Origin of the sequence: Paenarthrobacter sp. NPDC091711 (assembly GCF_044756605.1) — a bacterium.
Taxonomy (GTDB): Bacteria; Actinomycetota; Actinomycetes; order Actinomycetales; family Micrococcaceae; genus Arthrobacter.
The window spans coordinates 13,201-35,449 of the sequence record NZ_JBIVTF010000001.1 but is presented as its reverse complement, the minus strand read 5'-3'; the positions used below and the strand labels follow the sequence as shown (position 1 = coordinate 35,449).

25 protein-coding genes, 2 tRNA genes and 1 other RNA gene are annotated in these 22,249 nt (G+C 61.0%); 15 read left to right on the top strand and 13 right to left on the bottom strand.

The window, feature by feature from the left end:
* The first annotated feature begins 81 nt into the window (after nt 1–81).
* Nucleotides 82–780: a mechanosensitive ion channel family protein gene (locus ACIQH5_RS00215; RefSeq protein ID WP_400399276.1), complete on the top strand. Its 699-nt coding sequence runs from the start codon at nt 82–84 to the stop codon at nt 778–780.
* The gene (locus ACIQH5_RS00210; protein ID WP_062069209.1) at nt 773–1,249 is read left to right on the top strand and encodes a globin; all 477 of its coding nucleotides are present in this window, start codon (nt 773–775) and stop codon (nt 1,247–1,249) included. Before ACIQH5_RS00215 ends, ACIQH5_RS00210 begins: the two co-directional genes overlap by 8 nt.
* Nucleotides 1,250–1,252: 3 nt before the next feature.
* Here the strand turns inward: ACIQH5_RS00210 and ACIQH5_RS00205 are convergent, their stop codons facing one another.
* Complete coding sequence (locus tag ACIQH5_RS00205; protein ID WP_400399274.1) at nt 1,253–1,924, bottom strand: hypothetical protein; 672 nt, start codon at nt 1,922–1,924, stop codon at nt 1,253–1,255.
* Between the two features lie 63 nt (nt 1,925–1,987).
* On the opposite strand from ACIQH5_RS00205, the gene ACIQH5_RS00200 reads away from it, so the two are divergent.
* Nucleotides 1,988–2,893 (top strand): acyl-CoA thioesterase, encoded by a 906-nt coding sequence (locus ACIQH5_RS00200; RefSeq protein WP_400399272.1) that lies wholly within the window; start codon nt 1,988–1,990, stop codon nt 2,891–2,893.
* An 80-nt stretch (nt 2,894–2,973) separates the two neighbouring features.
* Here ACIQH5_RS00200 and ettA read toward each other — a convergent pair whose 3' ends face one another.
* Together ettA and ACIQH5_RS00190 are read right to left on the bottom strand one after the other, a co-directional pair.
* On the bottom strand, nt 2,974–4,656 hold the full coding sequence (gene ettA / locus ACIQH5_RS00195; protein WP_105693031.1) for an energy-dependent translational throttle protein EttA: 1,683 nt from the start codon (nt 4,654–4,656) through the stop codon (nt 2,974–2,976).
* 56 nt (nt 4,657–4,712) lie between these two features.
* The gene (locus tag ACIQH5_RS00190; protein WP_400399270.1) at nt 4,713–5,222 is read right to left on the bottom strand and encodes a DUF6993 domain-containing protein; all 510 of its coding nucleotides are present in this window, start codon (nt 5,220–5,222) and stop codon (nt 4,713–4,715) included.
* A 135-nt stretch (nt 5,223–5,357) separates the two neighbouring features.
* On the opposite strand from ACIQH5_RS00190, the gene ACIQH5_RS00185 reads away from it, so the two are divergent.
* Nucleotides 5,358–5,813, top strand: a complete 456-nt coding sequence (locus tag ACIQH5_RS00185) for an SRPBCC domain-containing protein (protein ID WP_400399268.1) — start codon at nt 5,358–5,360, stop codon at nt 5,811–5,813.
* Between the two features lie 44 nt (nt 5,814–5,857).
* Here the strand turns inward: ACIQH5_RS00185 and ACIQH5_RS00180 are convergent.
* Nucleotides 5,858–5,930, bottom strand: a tRNA-Arg gene (locus tag ACIQH5_RS00180).
* 220 nt (nt 5,931–6,150) lie between these two features.
* Here ACIQH5_RS00180 and ACIQH5_RS00175 point away from each other — a divergent pair.
* Both ACIQH5_RS00175 and ACIQH5_RS00170 read left to right on the top strand, forming a co-directional pair.
* Nucleotides 6,151–6,705 carry a single-stranded DNA-binding protein gene (locus ACIQH5_RS00175; protein ID WP_400399266.1) on the top strand — a complete coding sequence of 185 codons (555 nt, stop codon included), beginning with the start codon at nt 6,151–6,153 and terminating at the stop codon, nt 6,703–6,705.
* Between the two features lie 63 nt (nt 6,706–6,768).
* A complete protein-coding gene (locus tag ACIQH5_RS00170; RefSeq protein ID WP_400399264.1) occupies nt 6,769–7,365 on the top strand; it encodes a GNAT family N-acetyltransferase in 597 nt (198 codons plus the stop codon).
* Between the two features lie 17 nt (nt 7,366–7,382).
* On the opposite strand, the gene map is transcribed toward ACIQH5_RS00170, so the two are convergent.
* On the bottom strand, nt 7,383–8,150 hold the full coding sequence (gene map / locus ACIQH5_RS00165) for a type I methionyl aminopeptidase (protein WP_400399262.1): 768 nt from the start codon (nt 8,148–8,150) through the stop codon (nt 7,383–7,385).
* 99 nt (nt 8,151–8,249) lie between these two features.
* On the opposite strand from map, the gene ACIQH5_RS00160 reads away from it, so the two are divergent.
* Nucleotides 8,250–8,936, top strand: a complete 687-nt coding sequence (locus ACIQH5_RS00160) for a DNA alkylation repair protein (protein WP_400399260.1) — start codon at nt 8,250–8,252, stop codon at nt 8,934–8,936.
* 31 nt (nt 8,937–8,967) lie between these two features.
* Here the strand turns inward: ACIQH5_RS00160 and mptB are convergent, their stop codons facing one another.
* On the bottom strand, nt 8,968–10,524 hold the full coding sequence (mptB, locus tag ACIQH5_RS00155) for a polyprenol phosphomannose-dependent alpha 1,6 mannosyltransferase MptB (protein ID WP_400400218.1): 1,557 nt from the start codon (nt 10,522–10,524) through the stop codon (nt 8,968–8,970).
* 147 nt (nt 10,525–10,671) lie between these two features.
* Between mptB and orn the strand changes: the two genes are divergently transcribed.
* The 4 genes from orn to ACIQH5_RS00135 all read left to right on the top strand — a co-directional run bounded on the left by orn (nt 10,672) and on the right by ACIQH5_RS00135 (nt 13,056).
* The gene (gene orn / locus ACIQH5_RS00150; RefSeq protein ID WP_400399258.1) at nt 10,672–11,307 is read left to right on the top strand and encodes an oligoribonuclease; all 636 of its coding nucleotides are present in this window, start codon (nt 10,672–10,674) and stop codon (nt 11,305–11,307) included.
* A 132-nt stretch (nt 11,308–11,439) separates the two neighbouring features.
* A tRNA-His gene (locus tag ACIQH5_RS00145) sits at nt 11,440–11,515 on the top strand.
* 119 nt (nt 11,516–11,634) lie between these two features.
* On the top strand, nt 11,635–12,207 hold the full coding sequence (gene def / locus ACIQH5_RS00140) for a peptide deformylase (RefSeq protein WP_024817041.1): 573 nt from the start codon (nt 11,635–11,637) through the stop codon (nt 12,205–12,207).
* 3 nt (nt 12,208–12,210) lie between these two features.
* Entirely contained in the window at nt 12,211–13,056 is an 846-nt protein-coding gene (locus ACIQH5_RS00135) for an acyltransferase domain-containing protein (protein WP_400399256.1), read from the top strand.
* Here the strand turns inward: ACIQH5_RS00135 and ACIQH5_RS00130 are convergent.
* The 4 genes from ACIQH5_RS00130 to rnpB all read right to left on the bottom strand — a co-directional run bounded on the left by ACIQH5_RS00130 (nt 13,041) and on the right by rnpB (nt 16,428).
* The gene (locus tag ACIQH5_RS00130) at nt 13,041–13,841 is read right to left on the bottom strand and encodes an HNH endonuclease family protein (protein ID WP_400399254.1); all 801 of its coding nucleotides are present in this window, start codon (nt 13,839–13,841) and stop codon (nt 13,041–13,043) included. The two genes, ACIQH5_RS00135 and ACIQH5_RS00130, sit on opposite strands and share 16 nt — an antisense overlap.
* A 159-nt stretch (nt 13,842–14,000) precedes the next feature.
* On the bottom strand, nt 14,001–14,210 hold the full coding sequence (locus tag ACIQH5_RS00125) for a hypothetical protein (RefSeq protein ID WP_400399252.1): 210 nt from the start codon (nt 14,208–14,210) through the stop codon (nt 14,001–14,003).
* 73 nt (nt 14,211–14,283) lie between these two features.
* A complete protein-coding gene (locus ACIQH5_RS00120) occupies nt 14,284–15,771 on the bottom strand; it encodes a glyceraldehyde-3-phosphate dehydrogenase (RefSeq protein ID WP_400399250.1) in 1,488 nt (495 codons plus the stop codon).
* Between the two features lie 264 nt (nt 15,772–16,035).
* Nucleotides 16,036–16,428, bottom strand: an RNA gene (rnpB, locus tag ACIQH5_RS00115) — RNase P RNA component class A.
* A gap of 58 nt (nt 16,429–16,486) precedes the next feature.
* Between rnpB and ACIQH5_RS00110 the strand changes: the two genes are divergently transcribed.
* Complete coding sequence (locus ACIQH5_RS00110) at nt 16,487–17,251, top strand: YaaA family protein (RefSeq protein WP_400399248.1); 765 nt, start codon at nt 16,487–16,489, stop codon at nt 17,249–17,251.
* A 30-nt stretch (nt 17,252–17,281) separates the two neighbouring features.
* Here ACIQH5_RS00110 and ACIQH5_RS00105 read toward each other — a convergent pair whose 3' ends face one another.
* Nucleotides 17,282–18,019: a zinc ribbon domain-containing protein gene (locus ACIQH5_RS00105; RefSeq protein ID WP_400399247.1), complete on the bottom strand. Its 738-nt coding sequence runs from the start codon at nt 18,017–18,019 to the stop codon at nt 17,282–17,284.
* Between the two features lie 88 nt (nt 18,020–18,107).
* Nucleotides 18,108–19,019, bottom strand: coding sequence for a Nif3-like dinuclear metal center hexameric protein (locus ACIQH5_RS00100; RefSeq protein WP_105693044.1), 912 nt, complete (start codon nt 19,017–19,019; stop codon nt 18,108–18,110).
* A gap of 145 nt (nt 19,020–19,164) precedes the next feature.
* Here ACIQH5_RS00100 and msrA point away from each other — a divergent pair, with 145 nt between their 5' ends.
* From msrA to epsC, 3 genes are all read left to right on the top strand, one after another.
* On the top strand, nt 19,165–19,689 hold the full coding sequence (gene msrA, locus ACIQH5_RS00095; protein ID WP_400399244.1) for a peptide-methionine (S)-S-oxide reductase MsrA: 525 nt from the start codon (nt 19,165–19,167) through the stop codon (nt 19,687–19,689).
* 66 nt (nt 19,690–19,755) lie between these two features.
* The gene (cysK, locus tag ACIQH5_RS00090; RefSeq protein ID WP_024817121.1) at nt 19,756–20,691 is read left to right on the top strand and encodes a cysteine synthase A; all 936 of its coding nucleotides are present in this window, start codon (nt 19,756–19,758) and stop codon (nt 20,689–20,691) included.
* 41 nt (nt 20,692–20,732) lie between these two features.
* Nucleotides 20,733–21,317: a serine O-acetyltransferase EpsC gene (gene epsC, locus ACIQH5_RS00085; protein ID WP_062069163.1), complete on the top strand. Its 585-nt coding sequence runs from the start codon at nt 20,733–20,735 to the stop codon at nt 21,315–21,317.
* On the opposite strand, the gene ACIQH5_RS00080 is transcribed toward epsC, so the two are convergent.
* Complete coding sequence (locus ACIQH5_RS00080; RefSeq protein ID WP_400399241.1) at nt 21,314–22,153, bottom strand: oxidoreductase; 840 nt, start codon at nt 22,151–22,153, stop codon at nt 21,314–21,316. The two genes, epsC and ACIQH5_RS00080, sit on opposite strands and share 4 nt — an antisense overlap.
* Nucleotides 22,154–22,249 lie beyond the last annotated feature (96 nt).

Below are 22,249 nucleotides of genomic sequence, written 5' to 3'. Positions count from 1 at the left end.
ACGCTACGGCGCTAGGGTTGTACGTGGACAGAGTGTTCCGCGCCCGGCGAACACGGGCCGACGACAAGGAGATATTCCACCTTGACCTCCATCCCCTTAGCGGAAACCATCAACATCGAACCCGAGAAAATCGACCTCATGTCAATCCTCATCACAGTGGGCGTGGGCCTGGCTGTGTGGGTCGTGGCACGCTTCATCATTCTTCGCATCACCCGACGAGTATCCGCAGGAAGCTCCTTCTTCAAAAAACCGCACTTCAAGTGGGTGCAACCTGCCATCCGCGCGCTGGATCACGAACGTCGCTCGCAGCGCGCCGAGACCATTGGCTCGTTGCTCACCAGCTTGGTGAGCGTCGTGGTGGTGGTCATCGTGATCATCTACGTGCTCAAGTACATGAACGTGGACGTCGCACCGCTGCTGACCAGCGTCGGAATCCTCGGTGTCGCCATTGGTTTCGGCGCCCAGCAATTGATCCGCGACTTCCTCGCAGGAATCTTCATCACCATCGAAGACCAGTACGGAATCGGTGACGTGATCGTCACCAGCGAAGTGATTGGTACCGTTGAGTCCGTGGGCCTGCGTATTACCCGGGTCCGCGCGGAAGATGGAGCCATCTGGTACCTGCGGAACGGCGAAATCCTCAGGGTCGGCAACCGCTCCCAAGGAGAATACGTGCCACTGGAAACGCCGGATGCCAGTGATCAACCCGGTGCTGCAGCCGCGCCGGTGACAGCAGGCGCACCGCGCGTCACCAAAGCCGAGGAGAAGTCCAATGAGTAGCACCACAGACGGGCAACCCCCGGCACCCCAATCGGGTCCCCGGCGCCAGCTGATGCAGAACGATCCGTTCAGCCAGCCCGCCTATACGGACAGCTTCTACGCAGCAGTCGGCGGACATGAGACGTTCGTCAAGCTCATCGACGTCTTCTACGACGGCGTGGCAACCGATCCGTTGCTGCGACCCATGTACCCCGAAGAGGACCTTGGACCGGCGAAGCGCCGCTTCCTCATGTTCCTTGAGCAGTACTGGGGCGGTCCCACCACGTACGGCGAGGAACGCGGGCACCCCCGCCTGCGCATGCGCCACATGCCGTTCCGGGTCACGCCCGAGGCCAAAGATCGCTGGCTGTTCCACATGCGGGCGGCCGTTGACTCGTTGGAGCTCTCGCCGCTGCATGAAGGCACCTTGTGGGACTACATGGAGCGGGCAGCCCTCACCATGATCAACAGTCCTTCAGCGGGCGCCTAACTTCTAGAAGCCGAGTCCCAGGCCTGCCCCGGTCCTGACCAGCACATGGCCGCGGGGTCCGCTCAGGCGGAACCAGCGGCCGTTGCGGAACACCCTCTGCTCGGCATCGCCCAGGAAACCCAAGGCAAAAGCAGCGAAGGCTGCGCCCGCCGGCAGCTCGTCCAGACCGGGAAGCTCCCGGCCCCACACTGCCGCCCTGGCGGTGTTCACCACTGGCGCGCCCGCCAGAGCCGGAACGGCGCCGGCCACCTCGGCAATGCCGGACTCCGCCGCCGACTTCAGGACTGAGTCCGGTACTGTTCCCTGGGTTTCCCACCCGTTCCGGGGCGCGCCCACGCCCGCCCAGGACTCAGAAACTGTCGACGGCGGGATGGGCAGTTCCACGTCCTCGGCCCCTGATCGGGCCAGCCGGTCCAGGACGGATGCAAGCGTCACAGTGACATCAGCTTGCGCAGGCTGGGCGAGGGCCATGGTCCTCAATCCGAGGATGGTGGGGGTCGATTCACCCAGGATGCGTGGCCTCAGGACGCATACGTATGCGGCCAGGACGTTGCCCGAGGCCTGGAGGCGGATGGCGCCGTCGTCGATGCTTTTTGCCCTCGTGACAAAGGTTCGCAGGTCTGCGAGGTCACGGGGATCGGCGAAGCGGAAGGACTGGGTCAGGACGTCTGTCACATCATCGACTCTACCGGCATGTCCCCGGTTGAGAGGGGTCGGGGCGGCGTCTAAAGTCGAACCATGACTGAGACGAACGCTGGCCTCGAGGTGGAAGCACCCGTAGAAGACCCCATGGAAGTGCTGATCGGCCTGCTGGACCTCGGTGACTTTGACGGCGCCCGAACCAACGAGGACATCTTCCTGGGCCCCTCCCAGAAGCAGCCCAGGCACCGGGTTTTCGGTGGACAGGTTCTAGCGCAATCCATGGTTGCAGGCATGAGGACCGTGGAACCGGACCGGGTGGCACACTCCATGCACGGGTACTTCCTGCGTCCGGGTGATGCCAACAAGCCCATCACCTTCGGGGTGGAGAGGCTTCGGGACGGCCGGTCTTTCTCCGCCCGCCGCGTTCACGCCTACCAGGACGGGGTGCCGATCCTCTCCATGATCGCTTCCTTCCAGGTGGAAGACAGCGGTGTGGACCATCAATCGCAGATGCCCGAAGGCATCCCGGATCCGGAATCCCTGCCCAGCACCGCTGAGTTGCTGTCCCATTTCGACCATCCCCTGGCGCGCCATATGTCCTCCGAGCGGCCCTTTGACGTCCGGCACATCGACCCCGCCCTGTACGTGTCCCCGCCCGCCGATCACGTAGCTACCAACGCTGTCTGGATGAAGACAATGGGCCCCCTCCCGGATGACCCCAACCTCCACCGGGCAGCGCTTGCGTATGCGAGCGACTACACCCTGCTGGAGTCCATTCTCCGTGCGCACGGCCTCGCGTGGATGACACCGGGAATGAGCGTCGCCAGCCTCGACCACGCCATGTGGTGGCATCGCCCCGTCCGGGTGGATGAGTGGATGCTCTACGTCCAGGAATCCCCCAGCGCCCAAGGCGCCCGCGGACTTGCCACGGGACGCATCTTCAATCGCGACGGCGTTCACGTCGCCACCGTGGCTCAGGAGGGCATGGTGCGGATTCCGTAGCGTTGCGCTGCCGTAGCCTTTTTTAGAGCCAAGAGGCCGGTCCCTGGTGGGACCGGCCTCTTGGTGTTTACGGCTTAGTGCTAGTCGCGGGTCAGGCGACGGTGGGTAACGCGGTGGGGCTTGGCGGCGTCGGGGCCGAGTCGCTCTACCTTGTTCTCCTCGTAGGAGTCGAAGTTACCCTCGAACCAGTACCACTTGGAGGGGTTTTCGTCGTCACCTTCGTAAGCGAGGATGTGGGTAGCCACCCGGTCCAGGAACCAACGGTCGTGCGATACCACTACAGCGCAGCCCGGGAATTCGAGAAGGGCGTTCTCAAGGCTGCCCAGGGTTTCGACGTCGAGGTCGTTGGTAGGTTCGTCAAGGAGGAGAAGGTTGCCACCCTGCTTGAGCGTCAGTGCCAGGTTGAGGCGGTTGCGCTCACCACCGGAGAGCACACCGGCTTTCTTCTGCTGGTCCGGGCCCTTGAAACCAAAAGCTGAAACGTAGGCTCGCGAAGGCATTTCAACGTGACCGACCTGAAGGAAATCATGGCCTTCGGAGACAACTTCCCAGAGGGACTTGTTGGGGTCGATGCCGCCACGGGACTGGTCCACATAGGAGATCTTCACGGACTCGCCGATCTTGAGCTCACCGTCGTCCAAAGGCTCCATGCCCACGATCGTCTTGAACAGCGTGGACTTACCCACACCGTTGGGGCCGATGACGCCCACAATGCCGTTGCGGGGAAGGGAGAAGGAGAGGCCATCGATCAGTACTCGATCGTCGAAGCCCTTCTTCAGGTTCTTGGCCTCGATGACCAAGGAGCCCAGGCGCGGTCCCGGCGGAATCTGGATCTCTTCGAAGTCCAGCTTGCGGGTGCGATCAGCCTCTGCAGCCATTTCTTCATAGCGGGCCAGACGAGCCTTTGACTTGGTCTGGCGGCCCTTGGCGTTGGAGCGCACCCACTCAAGTTCTTCGGTAAGGCGCTTGGAGAGCTTCGCGTCCTTCTTGCCCTGGACCTCCAGTCGGGCTTTCTTCTTCTCCAGGTAGGTGGAGTAGTTGCCCTCGTAAGGGTAGAGGTGCCCACGGTCGACTTCTGCAATCCACTCAGCCACGTGGTCCAGGAAGTAGCGATCGTGGGTCACTGCGAGAACTGCACCGGGGTACTGGGAGAGGTGCTGCTCCAGCCAAAGAACGCTCTCGGCGTCCAAGTGGTTGGTGGGCTCGTCAAGGAGCAGAAGGTCGGGCTTCTGCAGGAGAAGCTTGCAGAGCGCTACGCGGCGGCGTTCACCACCGGAGAGGACGGTGACATCAGAGTCAGCCGGCGGGCAGCGCAGCGCATCCATGGCCTGCTCAAGCTGGGAATCAATATCCCAGGCATCCGCGGCATCAATAGCTTCCTGAAGCTTGCCCATCTCATCCAGGAGCGTCTCGTAGTCGGCGTCCGGGTTGGCCATTTCTTCGGAAATCTCATTGAAGCGCTGGATCTTGCCATAGATCTCGCCAACACCTTCCTGGACGTTGCCCAGGACGGTCTTTTCCTCGTTCAGCGGCGGTTCCTGCAGGAGGATGCCCACGGTGTAGCCGGGGCTCAGGCGGGCCTCGCCGTTTGACGGGGTGTCCAGTCCGGCCATGATCTTCAGGATGGTGGACTTACCAGCACCGTTCGGGCCCACAACGCCAATCTTCGCGCCAGGGTAGAACGACATGCTGACATCGTCCAGAATAAGTTTGTCGCCAACGGCCTTGCGAGCCTTGGTCATTGTGTAAATGAATTCCGCCATGCCCTTAAATCTAATGGGTAGGCGTACATAACTCACATTCGAGCGCTGCAGTGGAACTAGCGGGCGTCTCCCACGAAGCACTTTCCGGTGGCCAACACGGGCAGCACAGTGACCACTACCCCGCCATCGCGGATTTGCCCCATGATGCAACTATCACCCGTCCGCGCCGCGGCTTCCATGGCGTCAACGTCGAGCCCGGTAGGTGTTCGGCTCACGGACACCTCAACATTGTCATTGGGGATTCCCGCCGAGACCAAGGCAGCCCTCAACGTCTCCCGGTCGGGCTTGGGGTTACCGGCAACCAAGGTTTTCAGCGTCGACTCCACTGCCGAAGTGGTTGCCACAACAGCGGGGTCAGCCGTGGCTGTGGCTTGCGGGCTGGCGGACGGGGAGGGGGAAACCGCTGGCTGGACAGCGGAAGACGCCGACTGTCCGGGGGAAGGCGCCGGCGCTGCCGTGCAAGCCGTCATGGTCAATGCCGCAGCAATCATCAGCATCATTCCGGCGACGCCGACTCTCGATGCATCTGCTGCCTTGCCGTTTGCCTGTTCGGTTCGCCTGCTCATCACCTAGCCATTCTGCCATTCACAGGCGAACGCGCCATTCACGTGGCGTGCAGACCGGCGTAGCGTTTCGCCTGCAGGGGTTTCCTGCTGTCCGGAGTGAAGTTCAGGAAGTCATGAGGAATGGGAGGGCCCACCATGAGCGGACAATCGCGTGATGCTGTCGCGTCGATCACCATTGCTGCCCCGCGGGAAAAGGTGTGGGAGGCGCTGACTGAACCGGCTCTCATTCAGCAGTATTTCCTGGGCACCAACGTCACTACCACGTGGCGGGTGGGTGACCCGATTACGTACTCGGGCGAGTACAACGGCAAGCCCTACCAGGACAGGGGCACCATCCTTGCCTTCGAACCTCCGACGTTACTGAGGACCACACACTACAGTCCAGCGTCGGGGCTTCCAGACGTTCCCGAGAACCGACATACCGTGGAATACCGCGTAACTGAGGACCCTGCCGAGACGGAGAAGCCCAAGCTGACGGCGGTGACCATCACGCAGGGCAACAATTCGAGCGAGAAGGAAGTGGAGCAGTCCACCGGGGTGTGGGAGTTGGTACTCCGGAATCTCAAAGAACTTCTTGAATCAAAGCCTTAAAGTGACATCCCCCTCGGACCTTGTTCCGAGGGGGATATTTTTTGTGCCCCAGGAGGGAATCGAACCCCCGACCGGCGGATTAGAAGGCCGCTGCTCTATCCCCTGAGCTACTGGGGCGCACTGACGCCATTGCCAACGTGGGCCGCTGGCGCCACAAAGAGTTTACAGTGCGATCGCACAACAGCTTGCCACCACCACGCGACCACGTTCTATTCCTCCACAACGGCTGTATCGCCAAGGTTATTCACATAGACGATTACGGACCTCCCCTCCCCGTCCTTCCTGGATGAAGCTGAAAGCGCCGGACAGGCACTCACTACACCGAGAAGGACCACTAATGAATGACATGATCAGCGTCCGGGGCTTCGTGGCCTCGGAGGTTAAGAGTTCCACCACTACGCGGGGCACTGCCACCGCATCATTCCGCCTTGGAACCACGGAGCGCCGCTACGATCGCGCCACCAGCACCTGGGTGGACGGAAACACCAACTGGTACACCGTTCAGTCATTCCGCTTCCTCGCCGGGCATGTTGGATGCAGCATCAAAAAGGGACAGCGGGTGCTCGTGGTGGGGAGGCTACGGCTGCGGCAATGGGAACATGAGGGCCGCGTCTACCATGTGGCCGAAATCGACGCCGAATCAGTAGGGCATGACCTCATGTGGGGCTCTGCCAACTTCACCAGAATGAATGGCACCTCAGCCCCTGCCGACTCGACGCCCGTTGTGGAAGCGCCTGGGACCCCGGACCGCAACGACGAGTGGGACTCCGAAGACCAGGAGAGCGTTCATCCCGAAGAAGAGTCCATCGCAAGCACCCTGGACAACCCCGACGGCACCGGCCCTCTCATGGTCAACACCACAACAGGAGAATTGGTGGGTGCCGGCGTTTGATCGGTGCGCCAAGACTCGAAGGCCTGCGGGACCAGCCCTGCGCGTCGGGCCTATTCTGGGTCCATGCCACACGACCATGCTCCTTCGATGATCGAATCGGCTCCTGCTACCTGGGCGGCCGTTGAAGAATTGTTCGGAACCAAGGGCGAACCATCCCGGTGCTGGTGCCGGTGGTTCGCCCTTACCGCCAAAGATTGGACCAGCTCATCGCCGGGTGACCGTAAGGAATTGTTGAGGTCAGCGTTCACATCAGGCCCGGCACCCGGCGTTCTGGCATTCCGGGATGGACACCCGGTCGGATGGTGTGCAGTTGAACCGCGGCAAGGTTACCCGCGGCTCAAGAGATCGCAGGTCCTCATGGGCGGGGCGAGTTCAGGCACCGAGGACCAAGCGGATCTATGGGCGGTGAGCTGCTTCGTCGTGGCACCCCGGCACAGGCGCACCGGGGTCTCCTCCGCGCTGCTGTCTGCGGCGGTTGACCACGCTTTCCATCACGGCGCTGACGCGATTGAGGCCTATCCGGTGGATACGGATCAACGAACCAAGGCGACAGCCTCGGACTTGTTCCACGGCACACTCTCGCTTTTCACGGCTGCCGGATTCCGCGCAGTGTCCGAATCAGTTCGGGGCCGGCCAGTTGTGCGGCTTGAGAAACACTAATGCGGTTCAGACGCCGCTTACGGCAGTGTCAAAATGACCGGGCCCTCAGCCGTGATAGCTACGGTGTGTTCGCTGTGGGCGGCTCGTCGGCCGTTTGCTGAACGAAGAGTCCATTCGTCCTCGTCATGGTAATAGTCGTCCTTGCCGCCCATTATCAACATGGGTTCAATGGCAATGACCAGGCCGTCTTCGAGCTTCATGCCCCGGCCAGGCCGGCCCAGGTTGGGAACGGGAGGTTCGGCATGCATTGTTCGGCCGATGCCATGCCCACCGTGATCAGCCAACAACCCAAAGCCCGCACGTTTCGCCTCACCGCCGATTGCATAGGCGAGGTCACCCATCTTGTTGCCGACGCGGGCTGCCTCGATCCCGCGCGCGAGTGCCGCCTCTGTGGCTTCCACCAAGTCCTGATCCTCCGGAGTTGCGGTTCCCACAACAAAGCTGACGGCCGCATCACCACACCAGCCCTCCAGGAAGGCGCCGCAATCGACACTCAGCAGATCGCCGTCCTCAAGTACGTATCCATTCGGGATCCCGTGGACCACGGCGTCGTTGACGCTGGTGCATATCACGCCCGGGAACGGCACTGCCGCCCACCGCGGGTGGTAGTCGAGGAAGGCGGGTTTGGCTCCGGCGTCGGAGATCACGGCCGCTGCAACGTCGTCGAGCTCCTTAAGCGAAATGCCCACAGCAGCGTGCTCCCGCACGGCGGATAATGCATTGGCCACAACGCGCCCGGCTTCACGCATCATCGCAATCTGGTCCGGTGATTTCAGCATTGACATCTCCCCACTCTACGGCGGCCCCTCAGCGGGGGCGAGGCCCGCTGGTCCCCTGGCCACCGCTGGAATCCTGGTGGCCCACAGCCACCCTAGAGTTGGGGCATGACCAACAATGTCCTCGTGCACTCGATCCGGTCTAGTCTCCGTTCAGCCGCCGACGCCACGCGGGGACTCGGAGCCCAGGCGTACATGAAATCCGATATGCCTTCTTTGGGTGTCCGCGTTCCAGAGGTACGCAAAATTGTGAAGGCGGCGGCGAAGCAGTTCCCGGTGAAGTCACCGGATGATCTGCGAAGCGCCGTGCTTGAGTTGTGGCGCCATGCTGAGGCCCGTGAAGAGCGGTATGCAGCCATCGACCTGACGGGCCTGCGAATAGTCAAGGAAGACCTTCACATGCTGCCCATTTACGAGGAGATTATCCGGACGGGCGCTTGGTGGGACCTCGTGGACGGAGTCGCGCACCGGATTTGTGGACTCCTGCTCGCCCACAGATCCACGATGACTCCGATCCTTCTTCAATGGTCCAAGGATGATGACATGTGGGTTCGTCGGGCGGCAATCACTGCACAACTGGGAGCCAAGTCAAAGACTGACGCCGGCCTCCTGGCAGAAGTTATCTCCCCGAATCTCTCCGACAACGAGTTCTTCATTCGTAAGGCGATCGGATGGGCGCTACGCGAGTACAGCAAAACGGACCCTGAGTGGGTCAGGGCATTCGCTTCCAGCAACGCAGGCGCCCTGAGTCCACTATCCACCCGCGAGGCACTGCGGCTGTTGCCGCACAGCTAACCGGAAAAGATGAGGGCCCGGCCAAAAGGCGCTAAATAATAGGACGCAAACCGGCTTCATCCCGCACACGGAACAAGCCCTTTGTCTTCGGGTCCACGAAGATCAGGTAAATGGCGAACAAGAGCGCAATGAGGGCTGCGCCGTAACGGGCCAAAATGAGGGCCAGTCCCAAGTCTTCGCTCTGAAGATAGGGGAAGACGTCCAGCTGGTCCGAGATCGCGTAAACCATAAAGAACGAAACGATGAAGTAGAGCGCTTTGACCTGCCAGTCGTTGCGGATTCCGGTCACAGCGAAAAGCGGTATCAACCACACCACATACCAGGACTGGATCATGGGGGCGAGAAGGACAATCACAGCAAAAGCCAGGGTAAGGCGGCGCATCAGGCGATCGTAGTCGCCCCGGAAAATCAGCCAGGCCACGGCTGCAACCATCAGCACCTTGCCGGCGTCGTAAACCCACTTCGCCAAAGCCCAGCCGTCCAAGCCAAAGGCATTGAAAATCAGGGCAACAACCATTCCGATGAGACCAACTGGCGCATACCAGATCCACACGCTGCCGGGAGCTGACAGGCCGTTGATCCAACCGAATCCGAAACCGTTGACCAGGCTCAAGGCGTAGAGAAGCCCGAAGCTCAGAGCCGCTGTGAGGGCCCAGTAGAGGAATTTGCGCGGCCATGAGGCATGCTTGCCTGCCCACAAGAGCCCTATGAAGGGAAGGAACACCACCGTTATCGGCTTAATCGAGATGGACAGCGTCACCAGGACCAGCCCCCACATGACACGGCGGGTTGCGCAGTAGTACAGCCCTGCCAGTGCCAGCCCGATCATCAGGGCGTCATTATGGACACTGGCAATGAAGTTGGTGAGAAAAAGCGGGTTGGCTGCTGTCAGCCACAGTGCCCTGTGCGGATTCACGCCGTGGAGCTCTGCCAGCTTGGGTACGTAGATGATGCAGAGGACCACACCCGCTGCAGCAACAAGCCTGAAAAGCATGATGCTTGCTTCGGGCTGCACGTTGGTCACCCACACCACAAACTGCTCAATCCACAGGAACAACTGGCCGTAGGGAACCGGCGCCTCGGTCCACATCTTGTCAGCGCCAAGCTGAAAGTAGTTGGGCAGGGCCGAAATCCCGTTCTCATAAGGATTGATGCCTTCCACCATCAACCGGCCTTGACCAATGTAGGCGTAGACGTCCCGGCTGAAGAGGGGAACAGTGAACATCATGGGCAAACCCCAGGCCGCCACGGCCTGCAACGTCGCCCTCCGGGCTTCCAATCCCCACACTCGGACGCGTTGCCCCAGCCGAAGCCAGGCACGGACAAGCAGCATGCCACCGATGGCCAGCAACACAATGGACAGCCCAACGCCCACGCCTTCGGTGCGCATCCAGATGAAAAGCGGCAGACGACGGAGTTCAGAGACCGGCGCGAGCCAGCCAACGCCCAACGAGCCGAACACCATGAACATCGAACCGATGAAGCCGGCGATCAATGGCGAACGTGCGTTATCTACCTCGCCGGTTACAGCGCCGGCTGACGGCGTTGCTGCCCCTGCCAACTGGGCGGCGGGTACTGGCACCGTCATGTGGTCGTCATCCAATCGTTCACCCGCTGTGTTCGGGTCAAAATTCTGCGTCATGGGGGCTTTCGGCAACAGGAATAAACGACACTGCCGCGCTCAAAAATCCTACCATCGGAGCACTTGGAAGCCACTGAGGGATAGGCTGGGCGCGTGCCTATTACTAATGAACGCATCGTCTGGATCGACTGCGAGATGACCGGCTTGGACCTCATAAACGACGCCTTGATTGAGGTTGCAGCGTTAGTGACGGATTCCGAGCTCAACATTCTGGGCGACGGCGTAGATGTCGTCATCAAGCCCGACGACGCCGCGCTGGAGCAAATGAACGACTTTGTGCGGGACATGCACACCCGCTCCAAGCTTCTGGACGAGCTCCCCCACGGAAAAACCATGGCCGAGGCCGAGGCACAGGTCCTCGAGTACATCGAAAAATGGGTCCCGGATCCCCGCAAGGCTCCCTTGGGCGGAAACTCCGTGGGAACGGACAGGATGTTCCTGGCCAGGGACATGCCCAACATCGTGGAACACCTCCACTACCGCGTCATCGACGTCAGCACCATCAAAGAGCTCTCACGCCGCTGGTTCCCGCGGGCTTACTTCCAGTCCCCGGCCAAGCACGGCGGCCACCGCGCCTTGGGCGACATCAAGGACTCCATTGACGAGCTCCGGTACTACCGCCAGGCAGTTTTTGTTCCGGCGCCGGGACCGGACACCGCCACGGCCCAGCGCATTTCCAAGGACATCATGGCCACCGCCGAGACCTTGGGATCCAGCGAAAGGGTGTGATCTGCACCATTTTTTGAGGTTTTTTCGCCAAAACCGGCAAAAGTGGACTTTGCACCCCAAAACAGCAGGTAAGCTATTTGTCGTTGCCTTGAAGGAAAGCCGGTCAAACGGTTCAGTCCAAAAAGGCACATGGTGGGCTTAGCTCAGTTGGCAGAGCGCCTGGTTGTGGTCCAGGAGGTCGCGGGTTCAACCCCCGTAGCTCACCCCACCGAGATTGGCTCCAGAGCCGGTTTCCACAAAGGCCGCACCGGTTATCCGGTGCGGCCTTTGCTTTTAACCCGGGCCGGGCGCACGGGACTACAGCGCTAGATGAAGGAATTTACTGAGATGACCGTCCTGCCAGTCACCATCTGGGGCGAACCTGTGTTGCACCGCCGGGCAAGCGAGGTGGAAGCTTTCGACGACGAGCTCCGCGGCCTGATCGCGGACATGTTCGAGACAAATGATGCCGCCAACGGGGTTGGGCTCGCCGCCCCGCAGATCGGCGTGGGCAAGCGGCTTTTCGTTTACAAGTACGCCAACGATGACGACGTTCCGGAGCAGGGAGTGGTGGTCAACCCAGTACTGACGCTTTCCAAGGTTTCCGGGGCGCTTCCTGACCCCGACGAACACGTTGAAGGATGCCTCTCCTTCCCGGGCGAATATTATCCGTTGCAGCGAGCTGAATGGACGCGGGTTCAGGGCTTCGACGGCGACGGCAATCCGCTGGATTTTGAGGCAACAGGATGGTTCGCCAGAATTCTGCAGCATGAGTTCGACCACCTGGACGGCAAACTGTACGTAAACCGCCTGGTGGACCGCTACTCGAAAAAAGCGCTCAAGCAGGCCAAGAGGAACGGTTGGGGCGTGCCCGGCCTGACCTGGATGCCTGGTGTCGATCCCGATCCTTTCGGACACTGAACCGTGGCCGCCAACCCTCATGCGGAGCTTTTCACGCTCCTGGATATCACCGGCGAAGACGCTGCTGACTGTGCTCATCTCCTCAACACGCCTCCGGAAGAGCCCGTCTTGCGCGCAATGACGGCCATGCAGGAGAGGCTCGGGACCTTTCCGGTAGACAGTATTCAGGCAGACCGCATTCAGGCTGACGGCGCCGGGCAGGATTCAAGCGCCGTGGAGAGTGTCTGGATCGAGGCACTCCTCCGGTTTGCCCCGTCAGTTCACGCATACCATCTGGATCTTGGAATCGACTCGGCGGTATCGGCGGCTTCCTTGGCAGATCTGGGTCTACAGCTCCGGATCAACAGACGGGTCCACGGTCAGTTTGGCTTGGATACCTGGGCCTGGCTGACGTTGCATATGGCCGGAAATCTGTTCCGGCTGGGCCGTCTGCAGTTCCATCTGGTGCCTGCCGAAGGCCAGGACTCGGACTGGGTTCTTGGCGTCCATATCCCCGAAGACGGTGGGCTCTCCCCTGACTTGGTGGATGCCAGCTTCGCGGAGGCCAGATCTTTCTTCCCACAGTATTTTCCCGACAAGCCTGCGCGCTCAGCCACCTGCGATTCATGGATGCTGGACCCGTATCTGGTACAGCGGCTACCTGAAAGCAACATCGCGTCTTTCGCCCGACGCTTCACGCTGGATCGCTGCACTGATGCTGCTACCGACGCCATCTACTTCACCTTCAGGCAGCGGGGATTCCAGGACCTGGATAAGCTCCCACGGGAAACCTCACTGCAGCGCGTGGTCCTGGAGCGGATCGACGACGGCGGCACCTGGCAGCTTGGGCACGGTCACCTGGCGCTGTAAATGGTTTGCTGTTCCGGGCAGGACGACAAAACCCTCTTCATGGCGTCCTTTTCGGCCTGCGTGACCCAGAGCTGATAGGCCTGTTTGACGGAGACCTGCCGGGCGACATAGTGACAGCGGAAATTCTTATTGGAGGGCAGCCAGGTGGCCGCGTCTCCTGCACCTTTCTTGACATTGGCGGGGCCGTCCGCCGCGATCAGGTTCAGGGGGTCGTTCGCGAACATTTGCCGCTGTTGGACAGTGAGCTGCTGGGCGCCCTTCTGCCAGGCGTCGGCGAGGGCCACCACGTGATCGATTTGAACGGCAGAACTGGTGTCCTGGCCTCTTTGGAAAGTTACCTGCGCCCCTGTGTAGGGTTCGTGAAAGCTACCGCCGGAGACCTTGCAGGATGAACCTTCCGTGAAGACGACCGCGGAAAGATCCCTGCGCAGAATGTCATTTCGGGTATCGCACCCATTGCGGTCAGCGTCTGCCCAGGCCTGGCCGAACGCGGCCCTGTCGTAGTCCGACTTCGCTGCCCGTCCCTTGACCGGGAGCCGCTCCAAAACGTCGCTTGCCTTCTCAGGGGCAACCGGTGCCGCCCCCCGCAGAGGTTTCATCCAGCCAGGATTGAAGACGGGGGCTTCGCTGGGGCCGGCCGCCCATGGTTCTGCGGCGTTGAACTGTCCGGTAGTGAAGTACCAGGAAAGCCCCGCGACGACCGTTGCAGCGGCCAATCCAAGAATGGCCCACGCTTGACGTGACCTTCTGCGGGCACGTTTGTAGGCAGACCAAGTGGTACTCAAGAGACTCCATCCAGAGGGAAAGCAATGTCCTACGAGCGTAGGACAAGGCCCCGACAGTCAGAGCCGATATCCACAGGGATGGGAACAAAGTCACAGTGTGGAGGACAAGTCACAGGGCGGGCATGGAGAATCTCAGTGGCAGCGGTGAGCTCCGCTGGCTTATTGCTCCCGCATCACACGCTGCAGGTCCTCCGTTGCCACCGTGAGGAGGCCGCGCAACTGTTCTACGCGCTGATCTGTGACGTCACCGGCCGCATTGGCAGCGATGGCGTGATCCAGGAGTTTCTGGGCTTGCTTGTGATTGGCCTTTGCTACGTCCAGGGCGTGTTCAAGCGTGGTTTCATGTTCCAACGTCGTTTCGTTTTCCATGACCCCATTTTGGTCAGGTTTCCCGGCTGATGCCAGTGACTCAGCCGGGAAACCTGCGGATACTTCGGAGTTTCTAGGCTCCAGCCGCCTCAAGCACGGCGATGGGAGCAACCACGTCACGTGCGGGGAACGACGGCGGGTTCACACCGGCCATTTCCTCCATCACACGAACAACCTGGCAGGAGTAGCCGAACTCGTTGTCGTACCAAACATAAAGAACGAGGTTCTTGTCGTTGGAAATCGTTGCGAGGCCATCAACAATGCCCGCGCGGCGAGAGCCGACGAAGTCGGTGGAGACAACATCCGGAGAGTCGATGTAATCGATCTGCTTGCGGAGGTCCGAGTGCAGGGACATTTCGCGGAGGAAGTCGTTGACTTCATCCCGAGTGGTGCCCTTCTCAAGGTTGAGGTTCAGGATGGCCATGGAGACATCCGGGGTGGGTACGCGGATGGCATTGCCCGTGAGCTTGCCCTGCAGTTCCGGGAGTGCCTTGGCTACGGCCTTTGCGGCACCGGTCTCCGTGATGACCATGTTCAGCGCTGCGGAACGTCCGCGGCGATCTCCCTTGTGGAAGTTGTCAATCAGGTTCTGGTCATTCGTGAACGAGTGGACCGTCTCCACGTGGCCGTGAATGATGCCGAATTTGTCGTTGATGGCCTTGAGCACCGGCGTAATCGCGTTGGTGGTGCAGGACGCCGCAGTGACGATCTTGTCGTCATCGGAGATGTCTCGGTGGTTGATGCCGTGAACAATGTTCTTGAGTTCGCCCTTGCCCGGCGCAGTGAGCAGCACGCGTGCTGCGCCCTTGCTCTGCAGGTGCTGGGAAAGCCCATCGGCGTCGCGCCAGCGGCCGGTGTTGTCCACTACCAAAGCATCCTTGATGCCATAAGCGGTGTAATCCACAGTGGCCGGGTTGTCCGAGTAGATGACCTGGATCTGTACGCCATTGGCGGTGATGGTGTTGGCTTCCTCATCCACCCGGATGGTTCCTTCAAAGGAGCCGTGCACGGAGTCACGGCGGAGCAGTGAGGCACGCTTTACGAGGTCATTGTCAGCGCCCTTGCGGACAACGATCGCGCGGAGGCGCAACCCGTGTCCGCCGCCGGCCTTCTCAATCAGGATGCGGGCCAAGAGGCGGCCGATGCGGCCGAAGCCGTACAGCACGACGTCGGTGCTGGTGCGATCGTCAGCGCCACGCTTACCCACGATCTCGGCGAGCTCGGCGCGCAGGTATTCATCCAGCGAGGCGCCGTTGCCTTCGGCCCGGAACTTCTCGGTCAAGCGTGCAATATCAATGGCGGCTGCGCCGAGTTCCAACTCAGAGAGCGCGTTCAGCAGCGGTGCGGTCTCTTCGAGCAGAAGTTCGTGGTTGCTCATCCGGCGCGCGAAACGGTGGGCCTTCAGGATGTTCATGGTGGACTTGTTGATCAGGCTCCGGCCGTGGATGCTCGTGACCACATTGTTTTCCCGGTACAACCGGCCGATTACCGGAATCATGGCCTCGGCGAGAGCCTCCCGGCCCATCCACTTATCAAGACAAGAATCTGACGTCTGGCTCACAGAACTACCTTCCTTGGGTCAACCACATACGTCCTCGTATGCAGATGGCAGCGGCCGCCCGGAGTAGTCCTGCGGCACATGCGCCAGCGGGCTTCGGTCCACCCACAGCGCCTTGAACGAGAGCAAAGAAAATCCGCCGGCTGCGAACGCAGTCCCGGCGGCAGAACATCTACGTTCAGTAACCATTCTAGGGCGGACTGAGGGCTTGCAGGCGGCCCCGGGGCGTGAAATCACTCACACACCCGGTTTTCAGGGAGTCATAAATGGATGGGTCGACCGATACGCCGGGTTCTGTCATCCCCTGCTGTTACCGGCAAGGGAGTGGCGGCCATCCATCTACGGACGCCGTTGCCGACGCCCTCCAGCAGCCTACCCGGACACTCGGGCGGGCAGCCCTCAAACGTGTCCTGTCTGGCCTTGCTCCGGGTGGGGTTTACCTAGCCTCCCCGGTCACCCAGGGAGCTGGTGGTCTCTTACACCACCGTTTCACCCTTACCTGCTGCCTTGCGATGCAAAACATCACAACGCGCAGGCGGTCTGTTCTCTGTGGCACTGGCCTGCGGGTCACCCCGAGTGGGCGTTACCCACCACCCTGCCCTGCGGAGCCCGGACGTTCCTCGAGCCACTTACGTGACGCGCGACCGCCTGGTCGACCCATCCACCGTCCAGTCTACCGGCGTCGGGACGTGCCAAAGTCCGGCGGTAATATCGACTGGTGCTGATTCTGCTGCCGCCTTCCGAAGGCAAGACCCCCGCTGCCAACGGCCCCTCCATCGACTGGGATGCGCTCAGCTTTCCTGAACTGAACCCCTACCGGGCCAAAGTGCTCGAAGCACTGGGGACGGTGAGCGCGCACGAGGACGCTCTCGCTTTGCTGGGGGTCGGCGCCTCCCTGAGGGACGACGTCGAACGCAATACGCGGCTGCATGCTGAGCCAGCGGCACCCGCGCACCAGGTGTATTCCGGGGTCCTTTACGACGCCTTGGGCTACAAGAGCATGACGTCGACGCAGCGCCGCAAGGCCAACGAGTCCATCCTGGTGGTTTCCGCGCTCTGGGGTGCCATCGGCTTTGGCGACCACGTCCCTGCCTATCGCTTGTCCATGGGAACCGCACTGCCCGACGTCGGCCGCCTCGCCTCGTACTGGAAGCCGCAGCTTAACGCTGCCCTCGCCAATCGCGCTGAGGGCGAGCTGTTGGTGGACTGCCGTTCCAGCACCTACGCCGCGGCTTGGGCTCCCCCGGCGTCGCAGACAGTCAATGTCAACGTCTTCAACGAGGCGAACGGCAAGCGCACGGTGGTCAGTCACTTCGCCAAGCACACCCGCGGCGAACTGGCGCGGCACTTGCTGACCCGGCGAGGGAAGGCGCCTGCAACCCCGGAGCAGCTGCTGAAAGCTGCGTGTGAAATCTGGAGGACGGAACTCGTTGAGGGTACGGCCCGCAAGCCGCACGCACTCAACATCATCCTGTCCAGCTGACCTACCAGCTGCAGGCGAAGCCGGACTGCGTCAGTTCCACTCCGCCGAACGAACCAGGATGACACCTGAATCCGGGCAAAAGACAATGTCGTCCTCCGCTGCGGCTTTGACTTCGGCGAGGTCGCCGGGACTGAGCATCATGCCGGAACCTTCGGACTTGCCGTGGAACAGGCGGGCTGCACCGACTCCGCGCTTGGCAATGGTCTTCTCGTAGATGGCAAGAATTCCCGCGTCCAGGGAATCAGCGAAGGCGGCACGCTGCCCCCGAACCACCGTTTCTTCTGCCGCAATCTCGGCAATAGCCTCATCCAGTTCGGCTCGGATGCTGCCAAAGGAACCTTGGATGTCATTAACGATCGACTGCTGGGCGGCCTGACGCTGGCGCAAAGTATCCAGGCGTTCAAGAATTTCGAGTTCAACATCTTCCAGGTCAGAGCGACGCTTGTTGAGGGAAGCAATGTCGCTCTGCAAGGCCACCAGATCCTTGGACAGGCCGGTGCCACTGTTGAGCCGGGTCTCGTCGCGTTCAATACGGGTGGCTACCTGCTCCACATCGGCTTCCGCCCGCCGGAGTTCGGTTTCTGCGTCATGGACGGCGACCTTGGCCGCGCCAAGCTCGCCGTTGGCCACGCTCAGCGCGTCCGTGAGGTCAGTGATGCGTGGATCCGTTTCCAGAACCTTCCGGCGGCCGGCAAGCGACCTGAGCTTGGCATCCAGTCCCTGCAGTTCAAGCAATTTCAATTGTTCTGCCGGTGCTGCTTTCGCCACGCTTACCTCCGCTATTAGCCACCGGCCTGGGGATCAGGTCCGGCCGAACCGCCGCTATCCGTCAGGGCTGTCCGTATCTTTCTAGACTCTAGTCCCCGCCGGGAGTGAGTATGAAGTCCCAGGGATCGCTGTTGGTTCCGCTGACACGGATCTCGACGTCGTAGCCTTGGTCCGCGAGCACATTGCCCAACGCTTCAGCGGCAGCAGGGAGCCATAGCCATTCACTGGCGAAATGCGAGACGTCAATCAAGTAGGGCCTGCCATTGGTGGCACCTTCGCGGGCTTCAGATGCAGGGTGGTGACGCATGTCTGCTGTGACGTACACATCAGCGTTACTGGCGCGGACGGCATCGAACAAGCTGTCCCCGGCTCCACCGCAAACGGCAACCCGCCGGACCAGGCCGTCCTTGTCTCCAGCTACCCGGACTCCCCCTGCGACGGCGGGCAGCATTTCAAAGACCCTGGCAGCGAAATCACCGAGCGTCTCAAGGTCTGGAAGGTCCCCTACCCTGCCAATACCCTCCTCCGGCAAGCCGTTGCTTGCCGGCGTCAAGGGTGTGACGTTCTCCAAGCCGAAAGCGTCGGCCAGGACATCCGAAACTCCGCCAACGGCTGAATCTCCATTGGTATGCACGGTCAACAACCCTGTCCCGGCCTCAATCAGCCGGTGCACGGCAAGGCCCTTCGCTGACGTGGCTGCCACGGAGTTCACCCCTTTGAGAAGCAGCGGGTGATGGGTGATCAGCAGGTCCGCTCCCCACTCCACGGCCTCATCGATCACGGCCAGTGTGGGATCCACGGCGAAAAGAACTTTGGTGACGGGGACATTGGGGCGGCCCACAACAAGACCCACCTCATCCCAGTCTTCAGCCAGTGACTCCGGCCATAATTCCTCGACGGCCAGCAACACCTGGCCGAGCGTGGGATCACCACTGGCGTCCGCTGTTTCGTCCTCTTCGACGGAATCCACATCAGAAATGTGGGTGTTTACTGCTTCCATGCTCTTATTCTTCCCTACTGAGCCGGATTTCTTCCCTACTGAGACCCCGTCAGCTATCTGCCGCTCCGTGGCACCTCCCCGGTGCCGTAATTCTCCCGTAAGGTGAAACGGGAATCATCAGACCCTCGGATCCATTGAAGAGAACATGAAAACTTTCGTACTTGGCGGCGGCTGCTTCTGGTGCCTTGATGCCGTTTACCAAAAGACCCGTGGCGTCAGCTCGGTGGTGTCCGGCTACACCGGCGGCCACGTCCGCAATCCTGATTACTACGCGGTATGTTCCGGAACCACTGGCCATGCGGAAGTTGTGGCGGTGACCTTCGACGAAACAGTAGTTCCGGAAGAGGTCATCCTGGACATGTTCTTCGCCCTCCACGACCCCACCACCTTGAATCGGCAGGGTTATGACGTGGGCACCCAGTACCGCTCATCAATGTTCTACACAACCACGGAAGAGAAGGTGTTGTTCGAAGAAGCAATCGAACGCGCCCAGTCCCTCTGGTCCGATCCGATTGTGACCGAGGTCAGCCGCCTTCCCGAGTTTCATGAGGCCGAGGAAGTCCACCAGAATTACTATGCAAAGTTCCCTTATCAGGGGTATTGCCAGGTGATCATCAACCCGAAGTTGGCCAAGGCCCGGAAATATTACTCTGCATGGCTTATTGCTTAGCGGTGTTTCGATCCCGCTGGTTAGGCTGACCTCAGCATTCCCTCTTCAGAGATAGGCGTAATTTTCATGGCAAGGATCTACGACGACGTCACGCAGCTGGTCGGCCGGACTCCGCTGGTTCGTTTGAACCGGCTCACCGAGGGCCTCGACGCCACCGTTGCAGTCAAACTCGAGTTCTACAACCCAGCCAACAGCGTCAAGGACCGCATTGGTGTGGCCATCATTGATGCTGCCGAGAAGTCCGGCGCCTTGAAGCCGGGTGGAACCATCGTTGAGGGTACCTCGGGTAACACCGGCATCGCCCTTGCCCTGGTGGGTGCAGCCCGCGGCTACAAGGTCATCCTGACCATGCCTGAGACCATGTCCACCGAGCGCCGCGTCATGTTGCGTGCTTACGGTGCCGAAATCGTCCTGACGCCCGGATCCGAAGGCATGCGTGGCGCCGTCGAGAAGGCACAGGAAATCGTCGCCAACACGGAGAACTCCATCTGGGCGCAGCAGTTCGCCAACGAGGCCAACCCTGCGATCCACCGCGCCACCACTGCCGAAGAAGTCTGGGAAGACACCGACGGTGAAGTAGACATCTTTGTGGCCGGCGTAGGCACCGGTGGCACCATCACAGGTGTTGGCCAGGTCCTCAAGGAGCGCAAGCCCGGCGTGCAGATTGTGGCCATCGAGCCCAAAGATTCGGCGATCCTCAACGGTGGAGCCCCTGGCCCGCACAAGATCCAGGGCATCGGCGCCAACTTTGTTCCGGAAATCCTGGACACCAACGTCTACGACGAAGTCCTTGACGCCACCCTGGAAGACTCGGTCCGCGTAGCCCGTGAACTGGGCGCACGTGAAGGTATCCTGGGCGGCATTTCCTCCGGTGCCATTGTGTGGGGTGCCCTTGAGTTGGCCAAGCGCCCTGAGAACGCGGGCAAGCTGATCGTTGCCGTTGTCTGTGACTTCGGAGAGCGTTACATCTCCACCGTGTTGTTCGACGACATCCGCGGCTAACACAACGCCGGCACGTCTTCATTTCCTGTAGAAAGGTCTTTGTGAGCTTCTTCGCAAGGCTTAAGGAAGACCTCGATGCCGCCCGGTCACACGACCCGGCGGCTCGAGGCTCTTTTGAGAACTTTTTCGCCTACTCCGGCCTGCACGCCATCTGGGCGCATCGGATAACCCATCGGCTGTGGCAGAATCCGGCGCTACGTTTTCCAGCCCGCCTGATTTCCCAGCTGGCAAGATTCCTGACCGGCATCGAAATCCATCCCGGTGCAACCATTGGCCGGCGCTTCTTCATTGATCACGGCATGGGAGTGGTGATTGGTGAGACCGCCGAGATCGGTGAGGACGTGATGATCTATCACGGAGTAACGCTCGGCGGCCGTTCGTTGGCCAAGGTCAAGCGTCACCCAACCATCGGTGACCGCGTCACGATCGGTGCTGGCGCAAAGGTCCTGGGTCCCATCACCATCGGCGCCGGCAGCGCGATCGGCGCCAATGCCGTGGTGGTCAAGGACGCACCACCGGAGTCCATCATCACCGGCATTCCTGCCACATGGCGGCACCGTGATGCCCGATCCGAAACCAAACCTGCCGTGGATCCGGCGGAGTACTACATCGAATACCGGATCTAGCCGGCGAGCCTTCGGTAGAAGTTCCAAAAGACACCATCGAAGGCGCGGTCCGGAAGAATTCTGCGCAATGCCAGGACGCTCCAGGCGCCCCTGCCCACCGGGTAGCGGGTCCTGGGGCGCTTTGCCGTTGCGGCGCGAGCAATGGTTCTTGCTACAACCCCCGCCGGCGTGGACAACACATGGCCGGTTCCGGAGGTGGATGCCAACGCGGCAGCCACAATGTGCGCTTGTTGCCGGTAGGGCCCGCTGCCCGAGGCCATTAACAGGCCCTCCCCCGCTATGGCGCCCCACTCACTGTCTGTTCCCGATGGTTCAATAATGACCACGTCGATTCCGTGTGGCTTCAACTCCAGCCGCAGCGAATCGCTCATTCCCTCCACCGCAAACTTGGTGCCGTGGTACCAGGCGCCCAACGGCTCATATATTTTGCCGCCTATTGAGGTGATGTTGATGATCCGGCCTGATCCCGCCCTGCGCATCCCGGGAATCACCAATTGGGTCATCCTTGCCAGGCCCATGACGTTGACGTCAAATTGTCGCCTACCCTCAGCCAGCGGAACTTCCTCCAGTGAGCCATAGGAACCGTAGCCTGCGTTGTTGACCAGCACGTCAATCCGTCCATGGGCAGCTTCGATCAGCGCCACCGCGGACGCCATCGATTCCTCCGACGTGACGTCCAAAGGCAGGACAGTGATGCCGTGTTGCTTCAACGGCTCCATCTTGCCCATACGACGTGCTCCCGCGTAGACGGTAAAGCCGGCCGCACTGAGGGCAATGGCAGTCTCAAATCCGATTCCGGTGGAGGCCCCGGTGACAAGCGCGATGCGGGCTGCCATGGCTGGTCTCCTTCAGTTACGTCTGGCGAAGTATGTCTACTCGGACACGGCAAAGGCCGGCCCACCCCAGCGTAACTGGGTGGAACCGGCCTTTGG